Annotated in this window: 20 protein-coding genes; 9 read left to right on the forward strand and 11 right to left on the reverse strand. The window is 65.6% G+C overall.

Going from position 1 to position 21,079, the window contains the following annotated elements; genetic code table 11:
* Position 1 precedes the first annotated feature (1 nt).
* Together ACIBG0_RS31075 and mrf are read right to left on the reverse strand one after the other, a co-directional pair.
* Entirely contained in the window at positions 2-277 is a 276-nt protein-coding gene (locus ACIBG0_RS31075) for a type B 50S ribosomal protein L31 (RefSeq protein ID WP_397037298.1), read from the reverse strand.
* A complete protein-coding gene (mrf, locus tag ACIBG0_RS31080; protein WP_397037300.1) occupies positions 274-1,596 on the reverse strand; it encodes a ribosome hibernation factor-recruiting GTPase MRF in 1,323 nt (440 codons plus the stop codon). Before mrf ends, ACIBG0_RS31075 begins: the two co-directional genes overlap by 4 nt.
* Before the next feature lie 162 nt (positions 1,597-1,758).
* Between mrf and rpmB the strand changes: the two genes are divergently transcribed.
* Genes rpmB through rpsR form a run of 4 tightly spaced genes read left to right on the forward strand, consistent with a single transcriptional unit; the run spans position 1,759 to position 2,767 of the window.
* Positions 1,759-1,995: a 50S ribosomal protein L28 gene (gene rpmB, locus ACIBG0_RS31085; protein ID WP_227996914.1), complete on the forward strand. Its 237-nt coding sequence runs from the start codon at positions 1,759-1,761 to the stop codon at positions 1,993-1,995.
* Positions 1,996-2,005: 10 nt separating this feature from the next.
* Positions 2,006-2,176, forward strand: a complete 171-nt coding sequence (rpmG, locus tag ACIBG0_RS31090) for a 50S ribosomal protein L33 (protein ID WP_397037302.1) — start codon at positions 2,006-2,008, stop codon at positions 2,174-2,176.
* Positions 2,176-2,481, forward strand: coding sequence for a 30S ribosomal protein S14 (gene rpsN / locus ACIBG0_RS31095; RefSeq protein ID WP_397037304.1), 306 nt, complete (start codon positions 2,176-2,178; stop codon positions 2,479-2,481). Before rpmG ends, rpsN begins: the two co-directional genes overlap by 1 nt.
* A gap of 31 nt (positions 2,482-2,512) precedes the next feature.
* Complete coding sequence (gene rpsR / locus ACIBG0_RS31100; RefSeq protein ID WP_040695439.1) at positions 2,513-2,767, forward strand: 30S ribosomal protein S18; 255 nt, start codon at positions 2,513-2,515, stop codon at positions 2,765-2,767.
* A gap of 59 nt (positions 2,768-2,826) precedes the next feature.
* On the opposite strand, the gene ACIBG0_RS31105 is transcribed toward rpsR, so the two are convergent.
* Positions 2,827-3,399 carry a LysM peptidoglycan-binding domain-containing protein gene (locus ACIBG0_RS31105; RefSeq protein WP_397037305.1) on the reverse strand — a complete coding sequence of 191 codons (573 nt, stop codon included), beginning with the start codon at positions 3,397-3,399 and terminating at the stop codon, positions 2,827-2,829.
* A gap of 243 nt (positions 3,400-3,642) precedes the next feature.
* Between ACIBG0_RS31105 and ACIBG0_RS31110 the strand changes: the two genes are divergently transcribed.
* Positions 3,643-4,098, forward strand: a complete 456-nt coding sequence (locus ACIBG0_RS31110) for a hypothetical protein (protein ID WP_397037307.1) — start codon at positions 3,643-3,645, stop codon at positions 4,096-4,098.
* Between the two features lie 236 nt (positions 4,099-4,334).
* Here the strand turns inward: ACIBG0_RS31110 and purH are convergent, their stop codons facing one another.
* From purH to ACIBG0_RS31130, 4 genes are all read right to left on the reverse strand, one after another.
* Positions 4,335-5,915 carry a bifunctional phosphoribosylaminoimidazolecarboxamide formyltransferase/IMP cyclohydrolase gene (purH, locus tag ACIBG0_RS31115; RefSeq protein ID WP_397037498.1) on the reverse strand — a complete coding sequence of 527 codons (1,581 nt, stop codon included), beginning with the start codon at positions 5,913-5,915 and terminating at the stop codon, positions 4,335-4,337.
* A 50-nt stretch (positions 5,916-5,965) separates the two neighbouring features.
* Positions 5,966-6,655, reverse strand: coding sequence for a phosphoribosylglycinamide formyltransferase (gene purN / locus ACIBG0_RS31120; RefSeq protein WP_397037500.1), 690 nt, complete (start codon positions 6,653-6,655; stop codon positions 5,966-5,968).
* A 59-nt stretch (positions 6,656-6,714) separates the two neighbouring features.
* On the reverse strand, positions 6,715-8,256 hold the full coding sequence (locus tag ACIBG0_RS31125; RefSeq protein ID WP_397037309.1) for a DUF6350 family protein: 1,542 nt from the start codon (positions 8,254-8,256) through the stop codon (positions 6,715-6,717).
* Between the two features lie 83 nt (positions 8,257-8,339).
* Positions 8,340-9,389 (reverse strand): DUF5336 domain-containing protein, encoded by a 1,050-nt coding sequence (locus ACIBG0_RS31130; RefSeq protein ID WP_397037311.1) that lies wholly within the window; start codon positions 9,387-9,389, stop codon positions 8,340-8,342.
* 321 nt (positions 9,390-9,710) lie between these two features.
* Between ACIBG0_RS31130 and ACIBG0_RS31135 the strand changes: the two genes are divergently transcribed.
* Entirely contained in the window at positions 9,711-10,652 is a 942-nt protein-coding gene (locus ACIBG0_RS31135) for an undecaprenyl-diphosphate phosphatase (RefSeq protein WP_397037313.1), read from the forward strand.
* Between the two features lie 62 nt (positions 10,653-10,714).
* Here the strand turns inward: ACIBG0_RS31135 and sucD are convergent, their stop codons facing one another.
* Complete coding sequence (sucD, locus tag ACIBG0_RS31140) at positions 10,715-11,629, reverse strand: succinate--CoA ligase subunit alpha (RefSeq protein ID WP_397037315.1); 915 nt, start codon at positions 11,627-11,629, stop codon at positions 10,715-10,717.
* 11 nt (positions 11,630-11,640) lie between these two features.
* Positions 11,641-12,807, reverse strand: coding sequence for an ADP-forming succinate--CoA ligase subunit beta (gene sucC / locus ACIBG0_RS31145; RefSeq protein ID WP_397037317.1), 1,167 nt, complete (start codon positions 12,805-12,807; stop codon positions 11,641-11,643).
* A 712-nt stretch (positions 12,808-13,519) separates the two neighbouring features.
* Here sucC and ACIBG0_RS31150 point away from each other — a divergent pair.
* The 3 genes from ACIBG0_RS31150 to ACIBG0_RS31160 all read left to right on the forward strand — a co-directional run bounded on the left by ACIBG0_RS31150 (position 13,520) and on the right by ACIBG0_RS31160 (position 17,698).
* Positions 13,520-14,605: a M23 family metallopeptidase gene (locus ACIBG0_RS31150; RefSeq protein ID WP_397037319.1), complete on the forward strand. Its 1,086-nt coding sequence runs from the start codon at positions 13,520-13,522 to the stop codon at positions 14,603-14,605.
* A 1,834-nt stretch (positions 14,606-16,439) separates the two neighbouring features.
* Positions 16,440-17,366 carry a M23 family metallopeptidase gene (locus ACIBG0_RS31155; protein WP_397037502.1) on the forward strand — a complete coding sequence of 309 codons (927 nt, stop codon included), beginning with the start codon at positions 16,440-16,442 and terminating at the stop codon, positions 17,364-17,366.
* A gap of 206 nt (positions 17,367-17,572) precedes the next feature.
* Entirely contained in the window at positions 17,573-17,698 is a 126-nt protein-coding gene (locus ACIBG0_RS31160) for a hypothetical protein (protein ID WP_397037320.1), read from the forward strand.
* A gap of 29 nt (positions 17,699-17,727) precedes the next feature.
* Here ACIBG0_RS31160 and ACIBG0_RS31165 read toward each other — a convergent pair whose 3' ends face one another.
* Both ACIBG0_RS31165 and pcrA read right to left on the reverse strand, forming a co-directional pair.
* The gene (locus ACIBG0_RS31165; protein WP_397037322.1) at positions 17,728-18,153 is read right to left on the reverse strand and encodes a hypothetical protein; all 426 of its coding nucleotides are present in this window, start codon (positions 18,151-18,153) and stop codon (positions 17,728-17,730) included.
* 52 nt (positions 18,154-18,205) lie between these two features.
* Positions 18,206-20,830 carry a DNA helicase PcrA gene (gene pcrA / locus ACIBG0_RS31170; RefSeq protein WP_397037324.1) on the reverse strand — a complete coding sequence of 875 codons (2,625 nt, stop codon included), beginning with the start codon at positions 20,828-20,830 and terminating at the stop codon, positions 18,206-18,208.
* Between the last annotated feature and the right edge of the window lie 249 nt (positions 20,831-21,079).

Consider the following 21,079-nt stretch of genomic DNA (forward strand, 5'->3'; position numbering starts at 1 on the left):
ATCAGCCCTCCCCTCGTGAGAGCCGGGACGAGGCCCGCTTGCCGTATTTGCGCTCGAACTTCTCCACCCGGCCCTGGGTATCCAGCACGCGGTGTGCGCCGGTCCAGAATGGGTGCGAATCGGAGGTGACGTCCACGACCAGCAGCGGGTAGGTATTGCCGTCCTCCCACTCGACGGTGCGCGCGCTGGTGGCGGTGGATCGGGTCAGGAACCGCTTTCCGGTACTCGAATCCTCGAATACCACCGGATGGTAGTCCGGATGTATGCCGACTTTCATATCGCTTCTCCTCTCGGGCTTTTCGCCTGGCCGTCGATCGGCAGGCCGGTAGGTTCGCAAGGGTCGGCATGCCATTCGCCGAACGGGTCCTCCCACTGCGCGACCCGCTCGGGCGCGCGTTCCACCAGGCGCAGTTCGTCGTCCTCGACCAGGGCCCAGTGCAGGGCTCGCCGGATCTCGGCCGGGTCCGCGTCGTGGGCCAGGATGACCAGCGAAATATCGCGGTCGCCGAACCGCTCGTCCCAGCGCAGCGCGGCCATGGCGCGGCGCGCGGGGTCGGCCTGTTCCAACTCGCTCGGACTCATCGCGGCCAACCACGGTCCCGCGCCGCCGACGCGTAATCCGCCGCCAGCCGATTCCAGCCACACCACTTCGTTCGGCTGGGTGGCCAGCCACATCCGGCCACGCGCGGTCACGACTCCGTCGAAGAGCACATCGAGGGCCTCGTGCAGGCGGGCCGGATGGAACGGGCGGCTCGCGGCGAATTCGATGAGTACGACACCATATTCGGCGCCCAGCGGCGGCTGGCCACGCAGCAGCGGCGCATGGGCATCGAAGACGCGACCGCGCCGCGCATCAGCCGGGATGCGCGCGAGCAATGCCTCGACATCGGCCGAGTCGAGCAGATCGATATCGTCGATCCAGGCCACCGGCGCTTCGGGTACGAGCCGGGAAAGCACCGCGGCGAGCCGCGCCCGATCCACCGGGTCACCGATATTACCCTGTGCCACAACGGCATCCGCGAATTCGGCTTGACCAACCGCAACCTGGGCCACAGTTCGGTCGTCATCGGCGTTCGCCAATCCGCGCTCGGCGAGGGTGTCCTCGCCGGTGGCATCGGCCAACCAGGTTCGCGCGTCCATACACGCGAGCACGGCCTCGACCCGCACGTCGCGACCGGCCGGGCCGTCGACGCGACCGACCACACCGGTGACGACAATATTCTCGATCGCCTGGCATACTGCTTCCGCCTCGAAGGCCGGATCCAGTTCCAGCACAATGCGTTCCACCGATTCTCGGGCGGCGAGCACGCACAGCAGCGGCAGCAGATCGATGCGCAACGTGCAGGAGACACAGCCGTGCGCTAATTCGAGCACGGTCGTGGTCTCCTGCTCGCCGATGCGCACCGAGCGATGCACGATGCCTTCACCGAGCCCGCTGAGGTCGTGGCGGATGGTGACGGTGCCCGGCGTCTCGCGCAGCGCGGCGGCCAGTCGTGCCACACCCGCCGCGGCTGCTCCGGAGCATCCGGCGAGCACCACGACGGGCGCTCTCCGGTCGGACTGCCTCCCGGGTGGGAGTAGGGCGGCGGGTTCCACGCGGCACCCCTTTCGGAATCCAGTTCGGCATGAGCAGCTGCCCGACCTCGTTATGCAGGCAGAACCGCTCAAATCGGAAACGATTTTCATTTGCTGTCGAGCAACGGTACATTGTCGAGCAGCTGTTGTCGAAAATGATTATCAAAACTGGAAGGAGTCCGCATGTCGGCACACTGCCAGGTCACCGGGCGCAAGCCGGGATTCGGCAAGTCCGTATCGCACTCGCACAAGCGGACGAGCCGGCGCTGGAATCCCAATATCCAGCGCAAGACCTACTACCTGCCCAGCGAGGACCGGCGCATCACGCTGACCGTCTCCACCAAGGGCATCAAGACCATCGACCGGGATGGGATCGAGGCCGTGGTGGCCCGGATCCGTGCCCGCGGCGACAAGATCTGACGGGAGCGCCATGGCCTCGAAATCGACCGAGATCCGGCCGATCATCAAGCTGAAATCCACTGCGGGAACCGGATATACGTACGTAACGCGGAAAAACCGGCGCAACGATCCGGACCGCATGGTGTTGCGCAAATACGATCCGGTGGTGCGCAGGCACGTCGAGTTCCGTGAGGAACGCTGATGGCCAAGAAGTCGAAAATCGCACGCAATGAGCAGCGCAAGGAGATCGTCGCCCGCCATGCGGTGCGGCGCGCGGAGCTCAAGGAGTTGATCCGCAAGCCGACCACCTCCGAGGAAGACCGCGCCGCGGCACGGTCGGCGCTACAGCGGCTGCCACGCGATGCCAGTCCGGTACGATTGCGCAATCGGGACGCCGCGGACGGACGCCCGCGCGGACATCTCCGGAAGTTCGGACTCTCTCGCGTACGTGTACGCGAGATGGCCCATCGGGGTGAGCTCCCCGGTGTGCACAAATCGAGCTGGTAGACAACCACCGATCTCGAGAAGGAACCGTCACATGGCAGTCAAGCGAGCACCCTCGAAGAAGGTTCGCGCCGAGCAGGCCCGTCGCCCGAAGAAGAACCCGCTGATCGCGGCGGGCGTCGAGACGGTCGATTACAAGGACGTCAACCTGCTGCGCACCTTTATCTCCGATCGCGGCAAGATCCGCAGCCGCCGGGTCACCGGACTCACCCCACAGCAGCAGCGCCAGGTCGCCGTCGCGGTGAAGAATGCCCGCGAGATGGCACTTTTGCCGTTCACCAGCCGGTAGCAACCACATGGAAGGGCCCCGAAGCTGAATCAGCCTCGGGGCCCTTCGTCGTCAGCACGTCACGGGATGGTGAGCACTTGCCCGGGGTTGATGGCATCCGGGTTGTCGATACCGCTCGCGTCGGCGATCTCCTGGTAGCGGTTGCCGTCGCCGTAGAAGCGCTCGGCAATGGCCCACAGCGTGTCGCCCGGCTCGACCGTGTAGTTCTGCATGGCCGGCGGCGGGGGCGCGGCCTCTTCGGCGGCGGGCTCGGCGACCTGCTCGGCAACCGGCTCGGGCTCCGGGGCGGGCAGCGGGTTGTCGGTTCGAGTGTCCGACGCCCACAGGGTGCTGCCGTCCGCGCCGTACAGCACCACATTGCGGTCGGCCTGTACGGTCAGCCGATCCGCTTCCCGGCCGTTGGTGTCGGTGGCCCAGGCGGCGCCCTCACCCTTGTAGAGCACGAAGTTGCCGTCCTCCTGCAGGACGGCCCGCTCGACACCCTGATCGTGAGTCAGGGTGGACCACACGACATTTCCATCCGGTTCCGACAGCACCAGATTGCCGTCGGGCTGCAGGGTAAGGGTGTACGCACCGCCGACCAGCGTCTGACCGAGCCCGAGTTCTTCACCAACGCGCAGCGTGTCGCCCACGTTCTTCCTTTCAAGGTTTACTGTGCCGAGCATTTCGACCCGATGCGTACCGCTCGCACGCATCGGCCCCCGAATCTACTGGGCGAGCGGGTGGTGCGTAGGTATTACGCGCAGGCTTAGCCGAATGTTCACTGTGTGGGCGCTATCGCTCTAACATCTTGTCGCACAATCTGACCGACGCTTCTTGGGATTTGCTGGTACGGCTCGCATCGAGGCGTCGTGGCGTCGTTTAGGGTGGTCGGTATGTATCGGATGTCGCGAGTTCGGCCCGCCGCAGTCGCCGTCGCATTGTTCGTCGGCCTCGCCGTCACCGCATGCGGTGGCTCCGATAGCGATGGGGCACAACAGAAGACGACCACCAGTGCGGTGAAGAGTACGCCGACCGAGGGTACACCGGCCGACGCGGGCCGGATATTCGTCGCCGATCCGACGATCGTTGGCGCGCACCCGATTCCGTTCACGTCGTGGTCCCGAGTCGCCGATGACCGGATCGCGGTCAACTTCGAGACCGGATCGCCGGAGTGCTACGGCGTGGATGCCAGCGTGACCGAGACCGATTCGACGGTCACCGTGGAACTTCGATCGGGCACGCGCGCCGACGCCGTCGGCCGAATGTGCACCATGATTGCTGTTTTCGGCACCCTCGAAGTGCCACTGAAAGCTCCCGTCGGAAGTCGACAGGTCCTCAGCGCGGTCTAGACGGGTTCGGCGATCGCGGCAGCGGGGGCGGCGAATCCAGTAGTCGACGATGATATCGCGGTGGGCGCTGATGGTTCCTGCGCGAGTGTGCGGTCCGGCGTTCCGGATGCGCGGACGTTTGCCTGTGCGCACGATTACGGCACCCCAGTTGATCAGGCCGAGGTAGGCGTCGACCGGTTGGCCTGACACGCGAAAAGGGCAGGACCCAGCGGGTCCCGCCCTCTTCGGCGGGTAACTCAGTGGGCGAAGTGGCGCGAGCCCGTCAGGTAGAGAGTGACTCCAGCCTCGCGGGCCAAGTCGATGGTGTCCTGGTCGCGCACCGAGCCGCCGGGCTGCACGATGGCTCGGATACCGGCCTGGATGAGTTGTTGGGGGCCGTCGGAGAACGGGAAGAACGCATCCGATGCGGCGACCGAGCCCTTGGCACGGTCACCGGCGCGCTGCACCGCCAGACCGACCGCATCGACCCGGTTGACCTGGCCCATGCCGACACCGACCGAGGCGCCGTCATGGGCGAGCAAGATCGCGTTGGACTTCACCGCACGGCAGGCGCGCCAAGCGAATTCGAGATCGGCGAGAGTTTCCGCATCGGCTGCCTCACCTGCGACCAGGGTCCAGTTCTCCGGGTTGTCGCCGGGGGCGTCGAGGATATCGCGGCTCTGCAGCAGCGCGCCGCCGCTGATCGGGCGCAGTTCCGCACCGGCGCGGCGCGGCGGCTCGGCGACCAGGATGCGCACATTCTTCTTGCGCTGCAGCACCTCGACGGCGCCGTCGGCATAGGACGGTGCGACGATCACCTCGGTGAAGATCTCGGCGACCTGTTCGGCCATCTCCACGGTGATCTCGCCATTGGCGGCGATCACACCGCCGTAGGCGCTCACCGGATCGCATGCGTGCGCCTTGCGGTGCGCCTCGGCGAGATCCGCGCCGATCGCGATGCCACAGGGGTTGGCGTGCTTGATGATCGCGACCGCTGGTGCCGAATGGTCGTAGGCGGCGCGCCATGCGGCGTCGGCATCGGTGTAGTTGTTGTACGACATTTCCTTGCCGTGCAACTGCTTTGCCTGCGCAAGCCCCCGGCTGCCGTCGTTCTGGGTGTACAGCGCGGCGGACTGGTGCGGGTTCTCGCCGTAGCGCAGTACCGAGGCACGTTCCCACGAGCCGCCGATCCAGCTCGGGAACTGCCGCGCGACAGTCTCATTCGGCTCGGACGCTGGAGCGAGCACGCTGGTCATCCAGCTCGCGACCGCGACGTCATAGCTTGCGGTGTGCTGGAAAGCCTTGGCCGCCAACGCGGTCCGCTGAGCCAGGGTGAACCCACCCGCCTGCACCGCGGCCAGTACATCGTCGTAGTCACCGCTGTCGACGACCACCGCGACCGACGGATGGTTCTTGGCGGCCGCGCGCACCATGGACGGACCGCCGATATCGATCTGCTCGACGCATTCGTCATTGCTCGCGCCGCTGGCCACGGTCTGGGTGAACGGGTACAGATTAACCACCACGAGCTGGAAGGCCTCGACACCGAGTTCGACCAGCTGGTCGACGTGTTCGGCCTTGCGGGTGTCGGCGAGGATGCCCGCGTGCACGCGCGGGTGCAGGGTCTTGACCCGGCCGTCCAGGGTCTCCGGAAATCCGGTCAGATCCTCGACCTTGGTCACCGGAATGCCCGCATCGGCGATCTTGCCCGCGGTCGACCCGGTGGAGACCAATTCGACGCCCGCGGCGTTCAGTCCAGTCGCGAGCTCGATGAGCCCTGTCTTGTCGTAGACGCTGATCAGCGCCCGGAGAATCCCCTTACGCTCAGCTGAGTCGATTGGCCGTTCGCTGCGCTCAGCTGGGTCGATTGGCCGTTCGCTGCGCTCACTCACCGAAGTACCCGCTCATCTGGAATAACTGCCTTTCGTCCGTCGGAGACAATGCCTCTGGTGGCGACGGCGGCGACAACCTCCGCCAGCAACCGTCGCTCGACAACCTTGATGCGCTCGTGCAGGGTGGCCTCGTCGTCATCGTCGAGCACCGGTACCGCCTCCTGAGCCAGGATCGGTCCGGTATCGATGCCGGAATCGACCAGGTGCACGGTCGAACCGGTGATCTTCACCCCGTAGGCGAGTGCGTCGCGGACCCCGTGCGCGCCCGGGAATGCGGGCAGCAGCGCGGGGTGGGTGTTGATGATCCGACCGCCGTAGCGGGCCAGGAAGACGGGGCCGAGGATCTTCATGAATCCGGCCGATACCACGAAATCGGGTTCGTAGGCGGCGACCGCATCGGTCAGCGCGACATCCCAGGCGGCGCGGTCGGGGAAGTCCGGCACTGCCATCCGGAAGGCCGGAATACCCGCTGCGGCCGCGTGTTCGGTGGCCTGGCAGACGCGATCGACCCCGACGGCGACGACGGTCGCCGGATACTCCGGAGCCGTGGTGGCCTCGATGAGGGCGCGCAACAGCGAACCGGTGCCGGAAGCCAGTACGACAACGGTGGCCGGGGTGGCGGTCGGCACCCACGGGGCATTCGAAGACGGCTGGGGGGCGGCAGCGGGCGGGGTGGGTGAGCTCAGCGGTCCACTCCTGCGGTTCGGTCGAAGGGCTGGGGCGGTGTTACGCCGCCGGGTAAAGCCTAACGACCGTCCACCCGGTCACTTTCCGGCAGGTCCGCCTCGACCACTTCGGCATCGACGATGTCGGGCACGGTATTGCCGCCCGCGGCGCGCGCGGTGGCGATGGCGGGCTGCTCCTCGACCAGTTCGCCGTCGACGAGTTCCGCCTCGAAGTCGGGACCGACGTAGTCCTCGTATTCGTCGTCGTATTCGTCGTATTCGTCTTCGTAATGATCGTCGTAGTGAGCACTGTCATCGTAGTAGTCGTCTTCGTAGTAGTGGTCGTCGTAATCGTCTTCGTGCGCGGTCATCGGTGCGCCGATCGGAATGACGAACCAGCGCGCGAACACCAGACCCACATATCCGGCTGTGGCCAAGCACACGAAGCTCACCACCACGAAGATCGGATCCAGCCCCAGGTGGCCGAAGCTCCCGAGGTCACCCCCCGCGACCACGCCGAGCAGCACAAACACCACAGTGGCCAGCGCCGCCGAGCACAACGTCGCCCACGGCGCGGCGGCCCGGTCGTGCGAGGTCCGTCCGATATCGAGCCCGCCGAGCACACCCACCGCGGCCGGAATCACCAGCAGCAACGGCCACCAGCCTTCGGCGGGACCGGTCGGCACCGCCGCCATGAGCGGAAGAGCCGGAATCGGGCCGCCGACAACGGAGAACACGCTGATCGATGCGTCCCCGAATTGTGCACAGGCGCCGACGAGCACACCGACCGTCGCGACCACCACATTCGGCAGATACGCCAGTGACAGCAGAATCAGCCCGAGCACCCCGGCCGCATTGCCCGCGGCGTGAAAAGTGTCACCGATGCGCGACCAGTGGGCGAAGAAAGACACGAGGACGACCGCGGCAGCGCAGACCAGCAGGCGAACCACCGTTCGGCCAGCACCGAAGATGCCCGCGACCGCCCAATCCGGCAGCCGTGCCGCGATGAACAGCCGACGCCGGTTCCGGCTCGCGATGCCGCCAGCGGCACCGACCAGATGTACGGCGCCCACCCAGCCGAAGGCGGCGAGCGTATTCGGCGGCTGCAATGCGACCACACCGGAGGCGTCCTCGGCGACCGCCAGACAGACGGCCGTGACCAGCAGCGGTCCGGCCAGCGCCGCGCCGACGAGCCAACCGAGATCCGCACGGGAACTGTCCGGTTCGACCGCGCGGGCACAATCGCGGGCCGTCAGCCAGACCAGCAGGCCGGTGGGCAGCAGCGGTAGGAGTTCGAGTGGGGTTTTGCCGATTACCAGCGGAACCTGGTGTGCCGCAAGCCAACCCGCGGCGATCGCACCCGAAGTACCGGCCAGGTTGCTGCCCGAGGACAACAGGGCGGCCAGCATGAGAACGACGACTGCGACGAGCGCGTAGGTCGTCGGCCTGGCCGCGACCAACAGCAGCACGCGGGCGCGCTCGGGGGTGAGCGATAGGAATCCGGCCTCGTCGAAAACGTCCGCGGATGTGCGCGGCGTCGATCGGTCGCTCCGTGCCGAACGTTGCGGCGCGCCGCGGGACTCAGTGGTCCGGCGACCAAGAGAGGATCTCGAGGAGCTCATGAAAATTCAGCGTGGCAGCTCCCCCGGCGCAACCGGGTCAGGCGCGCCGACCCGGTCTGGGACGCGCCGGGAGAGCCGAAGGATTACTTGTTCTCGTCCGGACGGAATGCGTGGGTGGCGTCCGAGGACGGGTCCGAACCGGTTTCACCGCCGAAGGGCTGGTTCTGGCCCTGATTGCCCTGCTGCCCCTGCTGGCTCTGGCCGAAACCCGGTGTGCCGTACTGCTGTCCGGACTGTGGGGTCCCGAAGTGCTGGGTGGCACTCTCATCCGGGCGCGGCTGCGCGGCAGGTGCGGAACCATAGGGCGAACCCTGTTGCGCCGCACCGTATCCGGGCTGCTGACCATAGGAAGGCGGCTGCTGCCCATAGGACGGCTGCTGGCCCTGACCGTAGGTCGGCTGGCTCGGCTGGCTCTGACCGTAGGGCTGCTGTGGCTGGTACTGCGGCCCGCCCTGGCCGAACTGACCCGGCTGGCTCTGGCCGAACTGACCCTGACCGTACTGGCCCGGCTGCCCCTGACCGAAGGCCGAGGGCTGCCCCTGACCGAACGCACCCTGCTGGCCGTAACCGCCGGCGCCGAAACCGCCCTGCGGGCCCTGCGGAGTCGCGGGCTTCGGCGCGGGCGGAGTCAGGACGCCGGTTTCGAACAGCACCGCGGCGACAGCGACGGCCGTCTGCACGAAAGCCAGGATGAGCAGCACGTACGCCCCCCACTTCAGCTCGACGTTCAGATCGTCGGGCGTAGTGAAAGAAAGGAACAGCGTGCCGAGGAACCCGGCGGCGGATGCCGCGGCCGCAGCGCCGGTCCAATTCTGCTTGGGCAGCAGGGTGAGTCCGGCGAGCAGACCGCCGAGCAGCAGGATCGCCAGCAGGCCGGCGGCACCGAAGTATTGGAAGAGGCTGAGCGTGTCGCTACCGTCGACCGAGGCACCCCTGCGCGGCTTCTGACCGAAGAACGGGAGGAAGCCGAGCAGGAAGTTGAGCACACCGAGCGCGGCGACACCGACCACCAGGAAGTACGGCAGGCCCTTCGCGGTGGACTCGGCACCGGTACCAGCCGATTGGCCGGAGCTGGAAGGTGCGGGCGGCGTCGCGGGTGCGTTGTACCCGGAGCCCCCGGTCGGGTATGACATGGTCGTCGTCTCCTAGGTCGAGTCGTACGTAATTCTGAACGGCTGGATCTCTACCCGACGCTACTGCACTCGCTGGCTCAGGTCATCCTTAACCAGCTGGCCTGGCGGCCGAAAAACCGCGTCTACGCTGGTCCTGTGTGGAACTGCGCCGACCGATAACAATTCGGCGCTACCACCTCCGATGGGAACGCACTTCCGCCGGGAGCAGGTCGTTGTGGGCCGAATCCCCTCCTGCGCTTCCCGAGCGTCAAATTCCAAAACGGACACAGGTCTGTTTCAGGGCGGTGTCGGGGCCGGGTTGGCGTGCCAAGCTGTCAGGCGATGCTCACTTATACCCAAGCCGTTGTTATCGGCGCACTGCAAGGCATAACCGAACTGTTCCCGATTTCCAGCCTCGGTCATTCCGTTTTGGTGCCCGCATGGCTGGGTGGGTCCTGGAGCGAACTGGTCAGCCAGGGCGATTCCGATTCCGGCACACCGTATCTCGCGTTCGTGGTCGGGTTGCATGTGGCGACCGCGATCGCACTGCTGGTGTTCTATCGGCGCGACTGGGTCGATATCGTGGTCGGCTTCCTCACCACGTTGCGTACTCGTCGGGTCGAGACTTCGACGCAGCGCCTGGCTTGGCTGGTGGTGCTGGCGACCGTGCCGGTCGGTGTGCTCGGGTTGCTGCTGGAGCATCCGCTGCGCACCTTCTTCGCGAACCCCCTTGCGGCAGGCATATTTCTGACGTTGAACGGAGTCGTGCTCGGCACCGGCGAGGTGATGCGTCGCCGCAGCCAGCCGACGCTATCGGATTACGGCCGCCGCTTCGCCGAGGCCGAGGCACGGGCCAAGGCCATCGAAGAGGGATATTTCGTCGCGACGGTGGAGGAGCCGACTGGCCTCGGGGACCTATCGATCAAAGACGCGTTGATCATCGGCGGCTCGCAGGCAGGCGCACTATTCGCGGGCATCAGCCGCTCCGGCATGACGATGATCGGCGGTCTGTTGCGCGGCTTGGACCATGAGGACGCGGCGAAATTCGCCTTCCTGCTTGCCACTCCGGTCATTCTGGCCGCTGGCGTGCTCGAGCTGCCCATGCTGGCCGGTCCGCAGGGCGACGGCATCCTCGGTCAGGTACTGGTCGGATCGATCGTCGCCGGTGGTGCCGCGTATCTGGCTGTCCGATTCCTAGAGCGCTACTTCAAATCGAATTCGCTACTGCCCTTCGCGGTGTACAGCCTCGTATTCGGGATCGCTTCGGTAGTCCACTTCCTCTGAACGGCAATACGGCGAAGGCCGCCACCCCAATGGGGACGGCGGCCTTCGTGTGAGTCAGCGAATCAGGCGGTGACGCTTGCCTTCTCCAGGATCTCCCGCGCCAGCGCGGCGGTCTCGGACGGCGTCTTGCCGACCTTCACACCGGCGGCCTCGAGCGCATCCTTCTTCGCCTGGGCGGTACCGGCCGAACCGGACACGATGGCGCCCGCGTGGCCCATGGTCTTGCCCTCGGGCGCGGTGAAGCCCGCGACGTAGCCGACGACCGGCTTGGTGACATTGGCCTTGATGTAGGCCGCGGCCCGCTCCTCGGCGTCGCCGCCGATCTCACCGATCATCACGATCAGCTTGGTCTCCGGGTCCTTCTCGAACGCCTCGATGGCGTCGATGTGGGTGGTGCCGATGACCGGGTCGCCACCGATGCCGATGGCGGTGGAGAAGCCGAAGTCACGCAGTTCGTACATCATCTGGTAGGTCAGGGTGCCGGACTTCGACACCAGCCCGACCGGGCCCTTGCCGGTGATGTTGGCCGGGGTGATGCCGACCAGCGACTCACCGGGGGTGATGATGCCGGGGCAGTTCGGGCCGATGATCCGGGTCTTGTTGCCCTTCTCCACGTTGTAGGCCCACGCGTAGGCGGTGTCCTGCACCGGGATGCCCTCGGTGATGACCACGAGCAGCGGGATCTCCGCGTCGATGGCCTCGATGATGGCGTCCTTGGAGAACTTCGGCGGCACGAAGGCGATGGAGACGTCGGCGCCGGTCTCCTTGATGGCCTCGGCGACGCTACCGAACACCGGCAGCTCGACCGCGTTGCCGTCCTTGTCGGTATGCGCGACGGTGGTGCCCGCCTTGCGCGCGTTGACCCCGCCCACGACCTGGGTGCCGGCCTTGAGCATCAGCGCGGTGTGCTTGGTGCCCTCACCGCCGGTGATGCCCTGGACGATGACCTTGGAATCCTTGTTGAGGAAGATAGACATTTCCGGTTTCCTTACTTGGCCGCTGCCAGTTCGGCGGCCTTGTCGGCGCCTTCGTCCATTGTCTGCGCAAGTGTGATCAGCGGATGCGCGGCATCGACGAGAATCTTGCGACCCTCATCCACCTTGTTGCCGTCGAGACGGACGACCAGCGGCTTGTTCGCCTCGGCGCCAAGGATTTCCAGTGCCTTCACGATGCCGTTGGCGACCGCGTCACAGGCGGTGATACCACCGAAAACATTGACGAACACGCTCTTGACCTGGGCATCACCCAGGATGACATCGAGGCCGGCGGCCATGACCTCGGCCGAGGCGCCACCACCGATGTCGAGGAAGTTGGCGGGCTTGACGCCGCCGTGGTTCTCACCCGCGTAGGCGACCACGTCGAGGGTGGACATGACCAGACCCGCGCCATTGCCGATGATGCCGACCTCGCCGTCGAGCTTGACGTAGTTGAGGTCGTTCTCCTTGGCCTTGAGCTCCAAGGGATCGGTGGCGTCCTTGTCCGCGAAGGCCTCGTGGTCCGCGTGGCGGAATTCGGCGTTCTCGTCCAGGGTCACCTTGCCGTCGAGCGCGAGGATCTCATTGTCGGGGGTGCGGACCAGCGGGTTGACCTCCACCAGGGTGGCGTCCTCGCCGATGAACACCTCCCAGAGCTTCTGGATGGTCACGGCCGCGGCATCGAGCACGTCGGCGGGCAGGTGGCCCTGCTCGGCGATCGAGCGGGCGAACGCGAGGTCGACACCCTTGACGGCGTCGACGGGCACCTTGGCGAGGCGCTCGGGCTTGGTCGCGGCGACCTCTTCGATCTCCATGCCGCCTTCGACCGAGCACATGGCCAGGTAGGTGCGGTTGGAGCGGTCGAGCAGGAAGGAGATGTAGTACTCCTCCGCGATGTCCTTGGCTTCGGCGACAAGGATCTTCTTGGTGATATGGCCCTTGATATCCAGGCCGATGATGTTCTGCGCGTGCGTGAACGCGTCGTCCGGAGTGGCGGCGAACTTGACGCCACCCGCCTTGCCGCGGCCACCGGCCTTCACCTGGGCCTTGATCATCACCGGCTTGCCGATTTCGTCCGCGATGGCGCGGGCGTCCTCGGCCGTGTCCGTGACGCGGCCCTCGGACGAAGGCACTCCGTGCTTAACGAAGAGCTCCTTCGCCTGATATTCGAAGAGATCCATGTACTCACCGTCTCGTCTGCGTTGTGATGACAACGTCTTTGTTGGCGGCCCGACGTCGGAAGCGGGTCGGGTCGGACTTTAACCAGTCACATGGAGGGCCAAACGGCCACATTCATCCTAAGTGGCGCAGGTCACGGGCTGTTGCCCAGGGCGGGAAAATGCCTGGCCAAGGCTACTCGCCAGTAGGTTGCTGACGGCGCGCCAGGTAGAGCCACCGAACCGGTTGACCGAAAGCCTTCTACTACGGTTCGTCGTCGCTCAGTCTCACCCGCGTGCCCCGATCGCAGTGAGTTATTCCGGTGCGTTACCGTGATCAATCTCACATGTTTGGATTGATCGCACGTAGCGCTTGCGGACCTCGCAATCGTTTCGTTACCGTCATTGCGGTCGATGTCACAACACGGTCACGACTAGGAGGACGGCAAGCTTTGACGCAGCACAGCGCTCCGCATACGGAGAGCCGTTCCTTAACGCCTCTGAGCAGGCAGTTCGACACCGTGATCGCTCACTCGACGATGATGATGTGGCACCACCGATGAACCATCGCTCTACCTTCGCAACCGAAAATCGCGCTCGCTCCGGACATCGTTACCGGCCCGATGAGGATGAGTCGTTCGGTGGACATTCCAATGCTGCGGTAAATCCTTTCGGAACTTCGTCACGGCGTGCCGGTGGACATCAGTACCCGGCCAGTGGACACGAGGACAGCTCGTTGAGTGCGAATGATTCTTGGGCACAGCCCGATTCCGCTTGGGGGCAGTCGCGGGCCGACTCGTCGCCGCAAGTTGATTCGTGGGAGCAGTCGCAGGCTTGGTCGCAAGGCGATTCCTGGTCCGACGGCGGTGCGTGGGCGTCCGAAAATTCTTGGACTCCCGAGGGCAACGAGACCTGGGACGCCGACTCCGAGGCGTCGTGGACGCCGGAGGCGGACGGGTCCTGGAACGCCGAGGAGTCCTGGGATGGCGACGGATCGTGGGACGGTCAGTGCTCTCCCTGGGAGTCCGAGGAGCCAGAAGGTCCGGTCCGCCCCACTGTGATCCCGGGCCGCCGCGCGAACCGCGGTAATGGTGGCGCACATCGGATGCCCGCGCCCCCCGCTTCGCTCAAGGGCCGCGCCGCGGTCGTCGCCGTTGCCGCTGGTGCGGTGGTCGCCGCCGGACAGGCAGCTTTCGCCTCGCCCGAACAGCCTTCGCAGTCCGTCGATTATGAGGCCGCCGGACAGATTCACGAAATCGCGGCGCAGTCGGTCAGTGTGGCCGATCCGAATACTTCGCCGGATTCGCCTCAGGTGCTGAATGTTTCGGCCCCGACGAATCTCAGTCAGTTCGGCGATATGCTGCAAAAAGGGCAGAAGTTCGCCGACGATATGGCGGCGCAGGAAGCCTCGAAACTCCGCCCGCTGTTCACCAAATTCGCCGCGGGTAATTTCACCTCCGGATTCGGTGCTCGCTGGGGTGTACAGCATCTCGGCATCGATATCGCGGGCCCGATCGGCACACCCATCTACGCCGTCGCCGACGCCACCGTGATCGAAGCTGGTCCGGCATCCGGTTTCGGCATGTGGGTGCGACTGCTGCACGACGACGGAACCATCACCATCTACGGCCACATCGACACCGCCACGGTGTCGGCGGGGCAGCGCGTGCTGGCCGGTGATCAGATCGCCACCATCGGCAACCGCGGTTTCTCTACCGGTCCGCACTGCCATTTCGAGGTGTGGTTGAACGGGGTCGACAAGGTCGATCCGTTGCCGTGGTTGGCTACTCGCGGTATCAGCTTGGGTCCGCAGCGCGACTGAGTGCTCCACCGCTGGACGGCGGGATATGGGCACGAACGCATCGCGGCTAGCGGCCGGCGGGGCGTAAAAAAAACCGGCGGCATTCGCTTCGATGCTTCTCCATGCGTTGTGCTCCAAATTCGAAGTGCAGCAATAGGATTCATTGAATGACTGGTTGCGGGACCGCAATCGATCCGTTACCGTCGGTGGAGCCGTTCCCCTTCACTAGTTGTGCCCTGAGGATGTAGATCTCGATGCGCGTTGCGAACACCACGAGCACCCTCCACGACACTCGAAGACCAGGAACTTTCGAACTTTCCTCGCTTTCAGGACAATTCGGGCGCACCAGTGGTTCAATGCGGTCGCAGCGATGACACGAGAGTGGCTATCGGGCTCCGATGAGCGAGGAGTGCCGGTTCAACAATATCTAGATAATTCTTGGCAATCTTCAGGACAGTCCAGCGGCGTCGAATCCCGGACGCCGAATGATCAAGGGTCGCAAGCGAATTCGCCGTTCGATAGTGGTAGTCAAGGCTACCACGTGGGCCGGAATTACGCTGCGGAGCAGGGCGACGCGTGGCAGAGCTACGGCGGCGGTCAGGATTACGGCTCGAGCCAGGATTACGGCTCGAGCCAGGGTTACGGCACAAGCCAGGCTTACGACACAGGCCAAGGTTACGGCTCGAGCCAGGCTTACAGCGCAAGCCACGATCAGAGTGCTGGCCAGATTTACGTCGCAAACCGGGATCATGACGATAGTGCGGTTTACAGCAGGGGCAACGGCAACTGGCACGGCTTCGGAAACTGGCATGGGTTCGGCGACGGCCGCGATGAGCGCTTGGACTGGAACGGCGCGGCTGTCCAGGAAAATGGCGAAGGCCCGGATTATGCCGCAGGCCAGGGCTACAACGCGGGCATGGATTACGGCGACAGCCTGATTTACAGCACGGACAATGCCGACTGGCACGCGTTGCCCAATGGCAGCGAACAAGGTCTGGACTGGCACGAATACGGGCAGAATCCGGCCGAAATCCACAGCGACGGCACACGCCGGGCTGCCTTCGACGCAAGCCAGGATTTCGGCCACAGCCTGGACCACAGCTCGGGCGCTCGGCGCGAGTTCGGCGACGGTCATGACGAGAGCCTGGGCTGGAACGGCGCCGCTAGCCAGGATTACGGCACAAGCCGGAGCTATGGCACAAGCCAAGAACACGACACACGCCCGAGCCACGACGCAAGCCACAATGACGGCCACAGCCTGATCGACGGCCCAGGCGATCGCAGCTGGCACGAACTCGGCGATGGCCGCGATCAAGACTTGAACCGGGACGGCGGTAGCAGCCGGAACTACGACGCAGGCCACGATTACAGCCACAGCCTGATCGACAGCCCAGGCGCTCGCAGCTGGCACGAACTCGGCGATGACCGCGATCAAGACTTGAACCGGGACGGCGGTAGCAGCCGGAACTACGACGCAGGCCAGGCTCACGGCACCGTCCTGAACCACCCAAACCAGGAATACAGCGCAAGCCGGAACGACAGCGCAAGCCGGAACGACAGCGCAAGCCGGAACGACGGCACAAGCCGGAACGACGGCACAAGCCGGAACGACGGCACAAGCCGGAACGACGGCACAAGCCAAGACCACGGCGCACGCCAGGATTACGACGACAGTCTGGAATACGACGTACGCCTGAGCTACGGCGCAAGCCTGGGGCACAGCACGACTTCCGAGCACGACGCACGCCCCGCCCACGACGCGCGCCCCGCCAACGACGCACACCCGAGCCGCGACGCACACCCGAGCCGCGACGCAGAGCAGAACTATGGCGTCGGCACCGATGACGGCGACAGTCTGGATTACGGCCGGGGCGATGGTCGTTGGTACGGGTTCGATGAGCGCGTGGGCTGGGGTGGTGTTGCGCACGAGAATCGCGAGGGTGCTCGCCGCGACAATGGTGGTGCGGCTTCAGGTGGTCGCGATTTCGGCGGTGCTCGGGATGTCGAGCGGTTGGCGGGGACAGGGCGGGTAGCTGCTGCTGTCGATTCGGTGGGACGGCCGAAGCGGCGAGGTGCGCATCGGGTGCCTGTGCCGCCGCGGGCGTTGAAGGGGCGGGCCGCGGTTATCGCGGTGGCGGCGGGGGCGATTGTTGCCGCTGGGCAGAATTTGGCGGCGGGTAGTGAGAAGTCGCCGCCGACAGCCGAATTGCAGGCCGTCGGTCAGCAGCAGGCGTTGCAGCCGGTGAGTGGTGAGCTGCCGACGACACCGGAGTTGCTCGATACCGCGACACCGACGAATCTCGGGCAGTTCTCCGATGTGCTGGAGAATGGCGATAAGTTCGCGCAGGACATGGAGGCGCAGGTGGAGGCGACGCTGCGGCCGCTGTTCACCAAGTTCGCCTCGGGCGCCTTCACTTCCGGATACGGCGCGCGCTGGGGCGTGCTGCATCCCGGTGTCGACATCGCCGCCCCGATCGGCACACCGATCTACGCGGTCGAGGACGGCACCGTCATCGACGCTGGACCGGCCGCCGGTTTCGGCATGTGGGTACGGATACGCGGCGACGACGGCACCGTCACGGTATACGGCCACGTCAACACCACACTGGTCTCGGTAGGCCAGCACGTTCTCGCGGGCGACGAGATCGCGACCGTCGGCAATCGCGGCGAATCCACCGGTCCGCACTGCCACTTCGAGGTCTGGCTCAATGGCACCGACCGCATCGACCCGCTCCCCTGGCTCGCCACCCGCGGCATCAGCCTCGGCTCCGAACGCGACTGACCCGCGCTACCCAACCCCACAGCTGCTCACCATGCGCTGGCTGCGGCATTGGTGGGCCCGAGAAGCCCACGCCAACAGCGCATGAGTGAACAGCTGACCAGTACGCCCGAACACTGCCATTCGCGTGTCCGCCTCGGCGGCGCCTCAGCCGTCGAACAGGCCGCCAACCCCCGGGCAGACAGCGCAATTGGGATTTATCGCTACGCGTGACAGCGACAAGCGCGGCGGTGCCAACGGCGGACGCATCCGCCTGCAGTTACGGCAGCACGGCGCTGGATGCTTCGCGCGGCGAACACAGCTACCGCTCCGGTGACGGCGAAGTGCTCGTCTGAGGCGGAACGGTCAGGCACTGAAGGCTGGGCTACGGCGCGGCGGAGATCGCCAGTCCGATCAAGCTCACGACCTTGACCACTTCCAAGCCCACATACCAGTAGTGCGCGTGGGAGCGCGGCACCTCAGCACCCGCGAGCACCCGATCCGAGCGACGAGTCAGCAGTGGACGGACCGCGAGGAGTTGGCTGGCAAGGATCGCGGCGGCGACACCGAGCCAGATCCGAACAGCACCACTGGGTGTGACTACCAGCGCCGCCACGACCAACAGCACGGCGAGGACAGTCTCCACGATATTCAGCGCACGAAATACCAGCCGTCCGATGCCGAGGCCGAGCGGCAGGGTGATTCCCGGTGCCCGGAATTTCAGCGGCGCTTCCAGAAACGAGATGGCCAGCACCATGCCGAGCCACAGCATCGGAAGCATCCACAGCAGATATCGCGCGACGGTTTCCATGTCGCGCACGCTACCGACGCCACCGACGATAGGTCAGGGTCGAAGGCCCCTATCAGAGCTTGACGAGGGTTCGGCTGTATTGCGGGATGAGCCGGATCTTGCCCGCGGTGCCGAAGTCGATGGTGACGGTCGCCAGGGGCCCGAAGCCTTCGGCGGCCACCACACGGCCGAGGCCGTACTTGTCATCGCTGACTCGATCGCCAACCGCCAGTACCAGATTGGCATTGTTGCGGCTGGCGCCGCCGGGTGCGGGACGGCGTGGCCCGCGATCGTTGACACCCGGCCGTTGATTCCAGCCGTCGCGGGTCCAGTCGTGTTCCAGGCCATCATCGTCACCGCGGCGGCGGATGCCGCGGGTGAGCGGCGAGCCCTTCGGCTCCAACCGCTTCCAGTCGACGAGGTGGGCCGGAATCTCTTGCAAAAATCGGGATTCCGGATTCGAGACCGGCTGTCCCCAACCGGAACGCACCACCGCGCGGGTGACGTAGAGCCGTTGCCGCGCCCTGGTGATGCCGACGTAGGCGAGTCGGCGTTCCTCGGCCAGTTCGGTGGGATCGCCGAGTGCGCGCATATGCGGGAACTGGCCGTCCTCCCAGCCCGTCACGAAGACCACCGGGAATTCCAGGCCCTTGGCGGTGTGCAACGTCATCATGGTGACCACGCCGGAGCCCTCCTCGGGCAGCTGGTCACTATCGGCCACCAGCGAAACACGCTCCAGGAAGGCGGCGAGTGAACCCGGATCGGGTTCGCCCTCGGCCACCTCCGGCACCAGCCCCTCTTGCCGGGCGGCCTCGGCATTGTTGTATGCCTCGGAGCTGAATTCCCGCGCGACGCTCACCAATTCGTTCAGGTTGTCGAGCCGCGCACCGTCCTGCGGATCGTCGGAGCCCTCCAACTCGGCCCGGTAGCCGGTGCGGTCGAGTACCGCTTCGACCATATTGCCGAGGTCGGGGAAGTCCTGATCCGCCTGCGCACCGGCCGCCCGCACCTCGTCGAGCAGGTCGAGGAATCCGGCGATCGCGCGGTGTGCTCGCGTATTGAGCAGCGCGACTTTGCCATCGGCCGCATCGCGCAGTGCCTGGGCGAAACCGATGCCGCGCTGTTCGGCATGCACCGCGACACAGGCCTCGGCCCGGTCGCCGATGCCGCGGCGTGGGGTGTTGAGGATGCGGCGCAGGCTCACCGTGTCATCCGGATTGTCGAGCACGCGCAGGTACGCGACGATATCGCGCACCTCCTTGCGCTCGTAGAAGCGCACGCCGCCGACCACTTTGTAGGGCAGTCCCATGCGAATGAAGATTTCTTCCAGCGCACGGGAGTTGTTGTTGGTGCGGTAGAAGACCGCGACATCGCTGTAGTTGGCATCGCCCGCGTCCACCAGCCGGTCGATCTCGCGCGCCACGAACGAGGCCTCGTCGTGCTCATTGTCGGCGACATAGCCGGTGATCAGATCGCCTTCGCCGGAATCGGTCCACAACCGCTTGTCCCGACGCTTCTCATTGCGCGATATCACCGCGTTGGCGGCGGACAGGATGTTCTGGGTGGAGCGGTAATTCTGTTCCAGCAGAATGGTTTCCGCATCCGGGAAGTCGCGCTCGAATTCCTCGATATTGCGGATGGTCGCGCCGCGGAAAGCATAGATGGACTGGTCCGCGTCACCGACCACGCACAGTTCGCTCGGCGCGACCGCGTCTTCGGCCTGCTCCTGCGCATGATGCCCGACCAACTCGCGGACCAGGATGTACTGGGCGTGGTTGGTGTCCTGGTACTCGTCGACCAGCACATGCCGGAACCGGCGGCGATAGTACTCGGCGACCTGCGGATGGTTCTGCAGCAGCGCTACCGTCTCGCCGATCAGGTCGTCGAAGTCGAGGGCGTTCGCCGACCGCAACCGGCGCTGATACTCGGTGTACACGCGGGCGACGAGTCCGGGCAGTTCGGTTTCGTCGGTTTCGGCATCGGCGGTGGCCTGCTCCGGGCCGATGAGCTCGTTCTTCAAATTCGAGATGGCGGTGGCCAGCAGTCGCGCCGAATATTTCTTGACGTCGATATCGAAGTCGCGGCTGATCATGGTGAGCAACCGCCGGGAATCGTCGGCGTCGTAGATGGAGAAATTGGAATTCAGACCGGGCAGCAGCGCGGCCTGCATGCGCAGGATGCGCACGCAGCTGGAGTGGAAGGTCGAGACCCACATGTTGTTCGCACGGGGTCCGACCAGCCCGCCCACCCGCTCACGCATTTCGGCGGCAGCCTTATTGGTGAAGGTGATGGCCAGAACCTGGCCGGGGGTCACACCGCGGGCGGCCAGCAAATAGGCGATGCGCCGGGTGAGCACGGCGGTCTTGCCCGAACCCGCGCCCGCGACGATCAGCAGCGGCGCACCGGTATGCACTACGGCGGCGCGCTGTTGCGGGTTGAGGCCGTCGAGCAGTCGTTCGGCCTCCTCGGCGCGACGTTGCTCACGTTCGGCGCGACGCTTTTCCTGTTCGACACGGTGCTTGTCGTCCACGACACGCCGCGACGCGTCATCGACCACCGAATGCGGGACCCCCGCCGCGGCGGGCACGGCAGAGTTGCCCATCTCCTCGGTGTGAGCAGCGTCGACCTGCGGTTTCTGGGCTGAATCCGGGTGCCGAGTCCGCCCGGCCTGCGTCTTGGGAGCCACCGTGATGTCCATCGCCCATCCACGCTACCGGCGGGCACCGACAGAGATGAAGTCCCGGTCGAGATCGGTGTCCATTCGGCCAACGGCTGATGAACCGCCCCGGGTCGACAGGGGCGTCGCATCGTGCGAGCCTTCTACGGAGATTCACAAAATGAAGTGTTTTGCATTGCTTCGGCCCCGTGGCAGACTGGCCAATATGACCTGCGCGACCGCCGCGAAGCATCCGATTCGGCTAACGGCCGGATACTGTGATCGCGGACT

It is taken from the genome of Nocardia sp. NPDC050630, from assembly GCF_044457245.1.
Lineage (GTDB): Bacteria > Actinomycetota > Actinomycetes > Mycobacteriales > Mycobacteriaceae > Nocardia.

Bases quoted from the DNA above. Each gene is read 5' to 3' on its own strand.
- sucC (WP_397037317.1), bottom strand. From the start codon at position 12,807: ATGGATCTCTTCGAATATCAGGCGAAGGAGCTCTTCGTTAAGCACGGA.
- ACIBG0_RS31135 (WP_397037313.1), top strand. From the start codon at position 9,711: ATGCTCACTTATACCCAAGCCGTTGTTATCGGCGCACTGCAAGGCATA.
- ACIBG0_RS31110 (WP_397037307.1), top strand. From the start codon at position 3,643: ATGTATCGGATGTCGCGAGTTCGGCCCGCCGCAGTCGCCGTCGCATTG.
- ACIBG0_RS31165 (WP_397037322.1), bottom strand. From the start codon at position 18,153: ATGGAAACCGTCGCGCGATATCTGCTGTGGATGCTTCCGATGCTGTGG.
- rpmB (WP_227996914.1), top strand. From the start codon at position 1,759: ATGTCGGCACACTGCCAGGTCACCGGGCGCAAGCCGGGATTCGGCAAG.
- ACIBG0_RS31125 (WP_397037309.1), bottom strand. From the start codon at position 8,256: ATGAGCTCCTCGAGATCCTCTCTTGGTCGCCGGACCACTGAGTCCCGC.
- rpsR (WP_040695439.1), top strand. From the start codon at position 2,513: ATGGCAGTCAAGCGAGCACCCTCGAAGAAGGTTCGCGCCGAGCAGGCC.
- sucD (WP_397037315.1), bottom strand. From the start codon at position 11,629: ATGTCTATCTTCCTCAACAAGGATTCCAAGGTCATCGTCCAGGGCATC.
- ACIBG0_RS31075 (WP_397037298.1), bottom strand. From the start codon at position 277: ATGAAAGTCGGCATACATCCGGACTACCATCCGGTGGTATTCGAGGAT.
- rpsN (WP_397037304.1), top strand. From the start codon at position 2,176: ATGGCCAAGAAGTCGAAAATCGCACGCAATGAGCAGCGCAAGGAGATC.
- rpmG (WP_397037302.1), top strand. From the start codon at position 2,006: ATGGCCTCGAAATCGACCGAGATCCGGCCGATCATCAAGCTGAAATCC.
- ACIBG0_RS31130 (WP_397037311.1), bottom strand. From the start codon at position 9,389: ATGTCATACCCGACCGGGGGCTCCGGGTACAACGCACCCGCGACGCCG.
- pcrA (WP_397037324.1), bottom strand. From the start codon at position 20,830: ATGGACATCACGGTGGCTCCCAAGACGCAGGCCGGGCGGACTCGGCAC.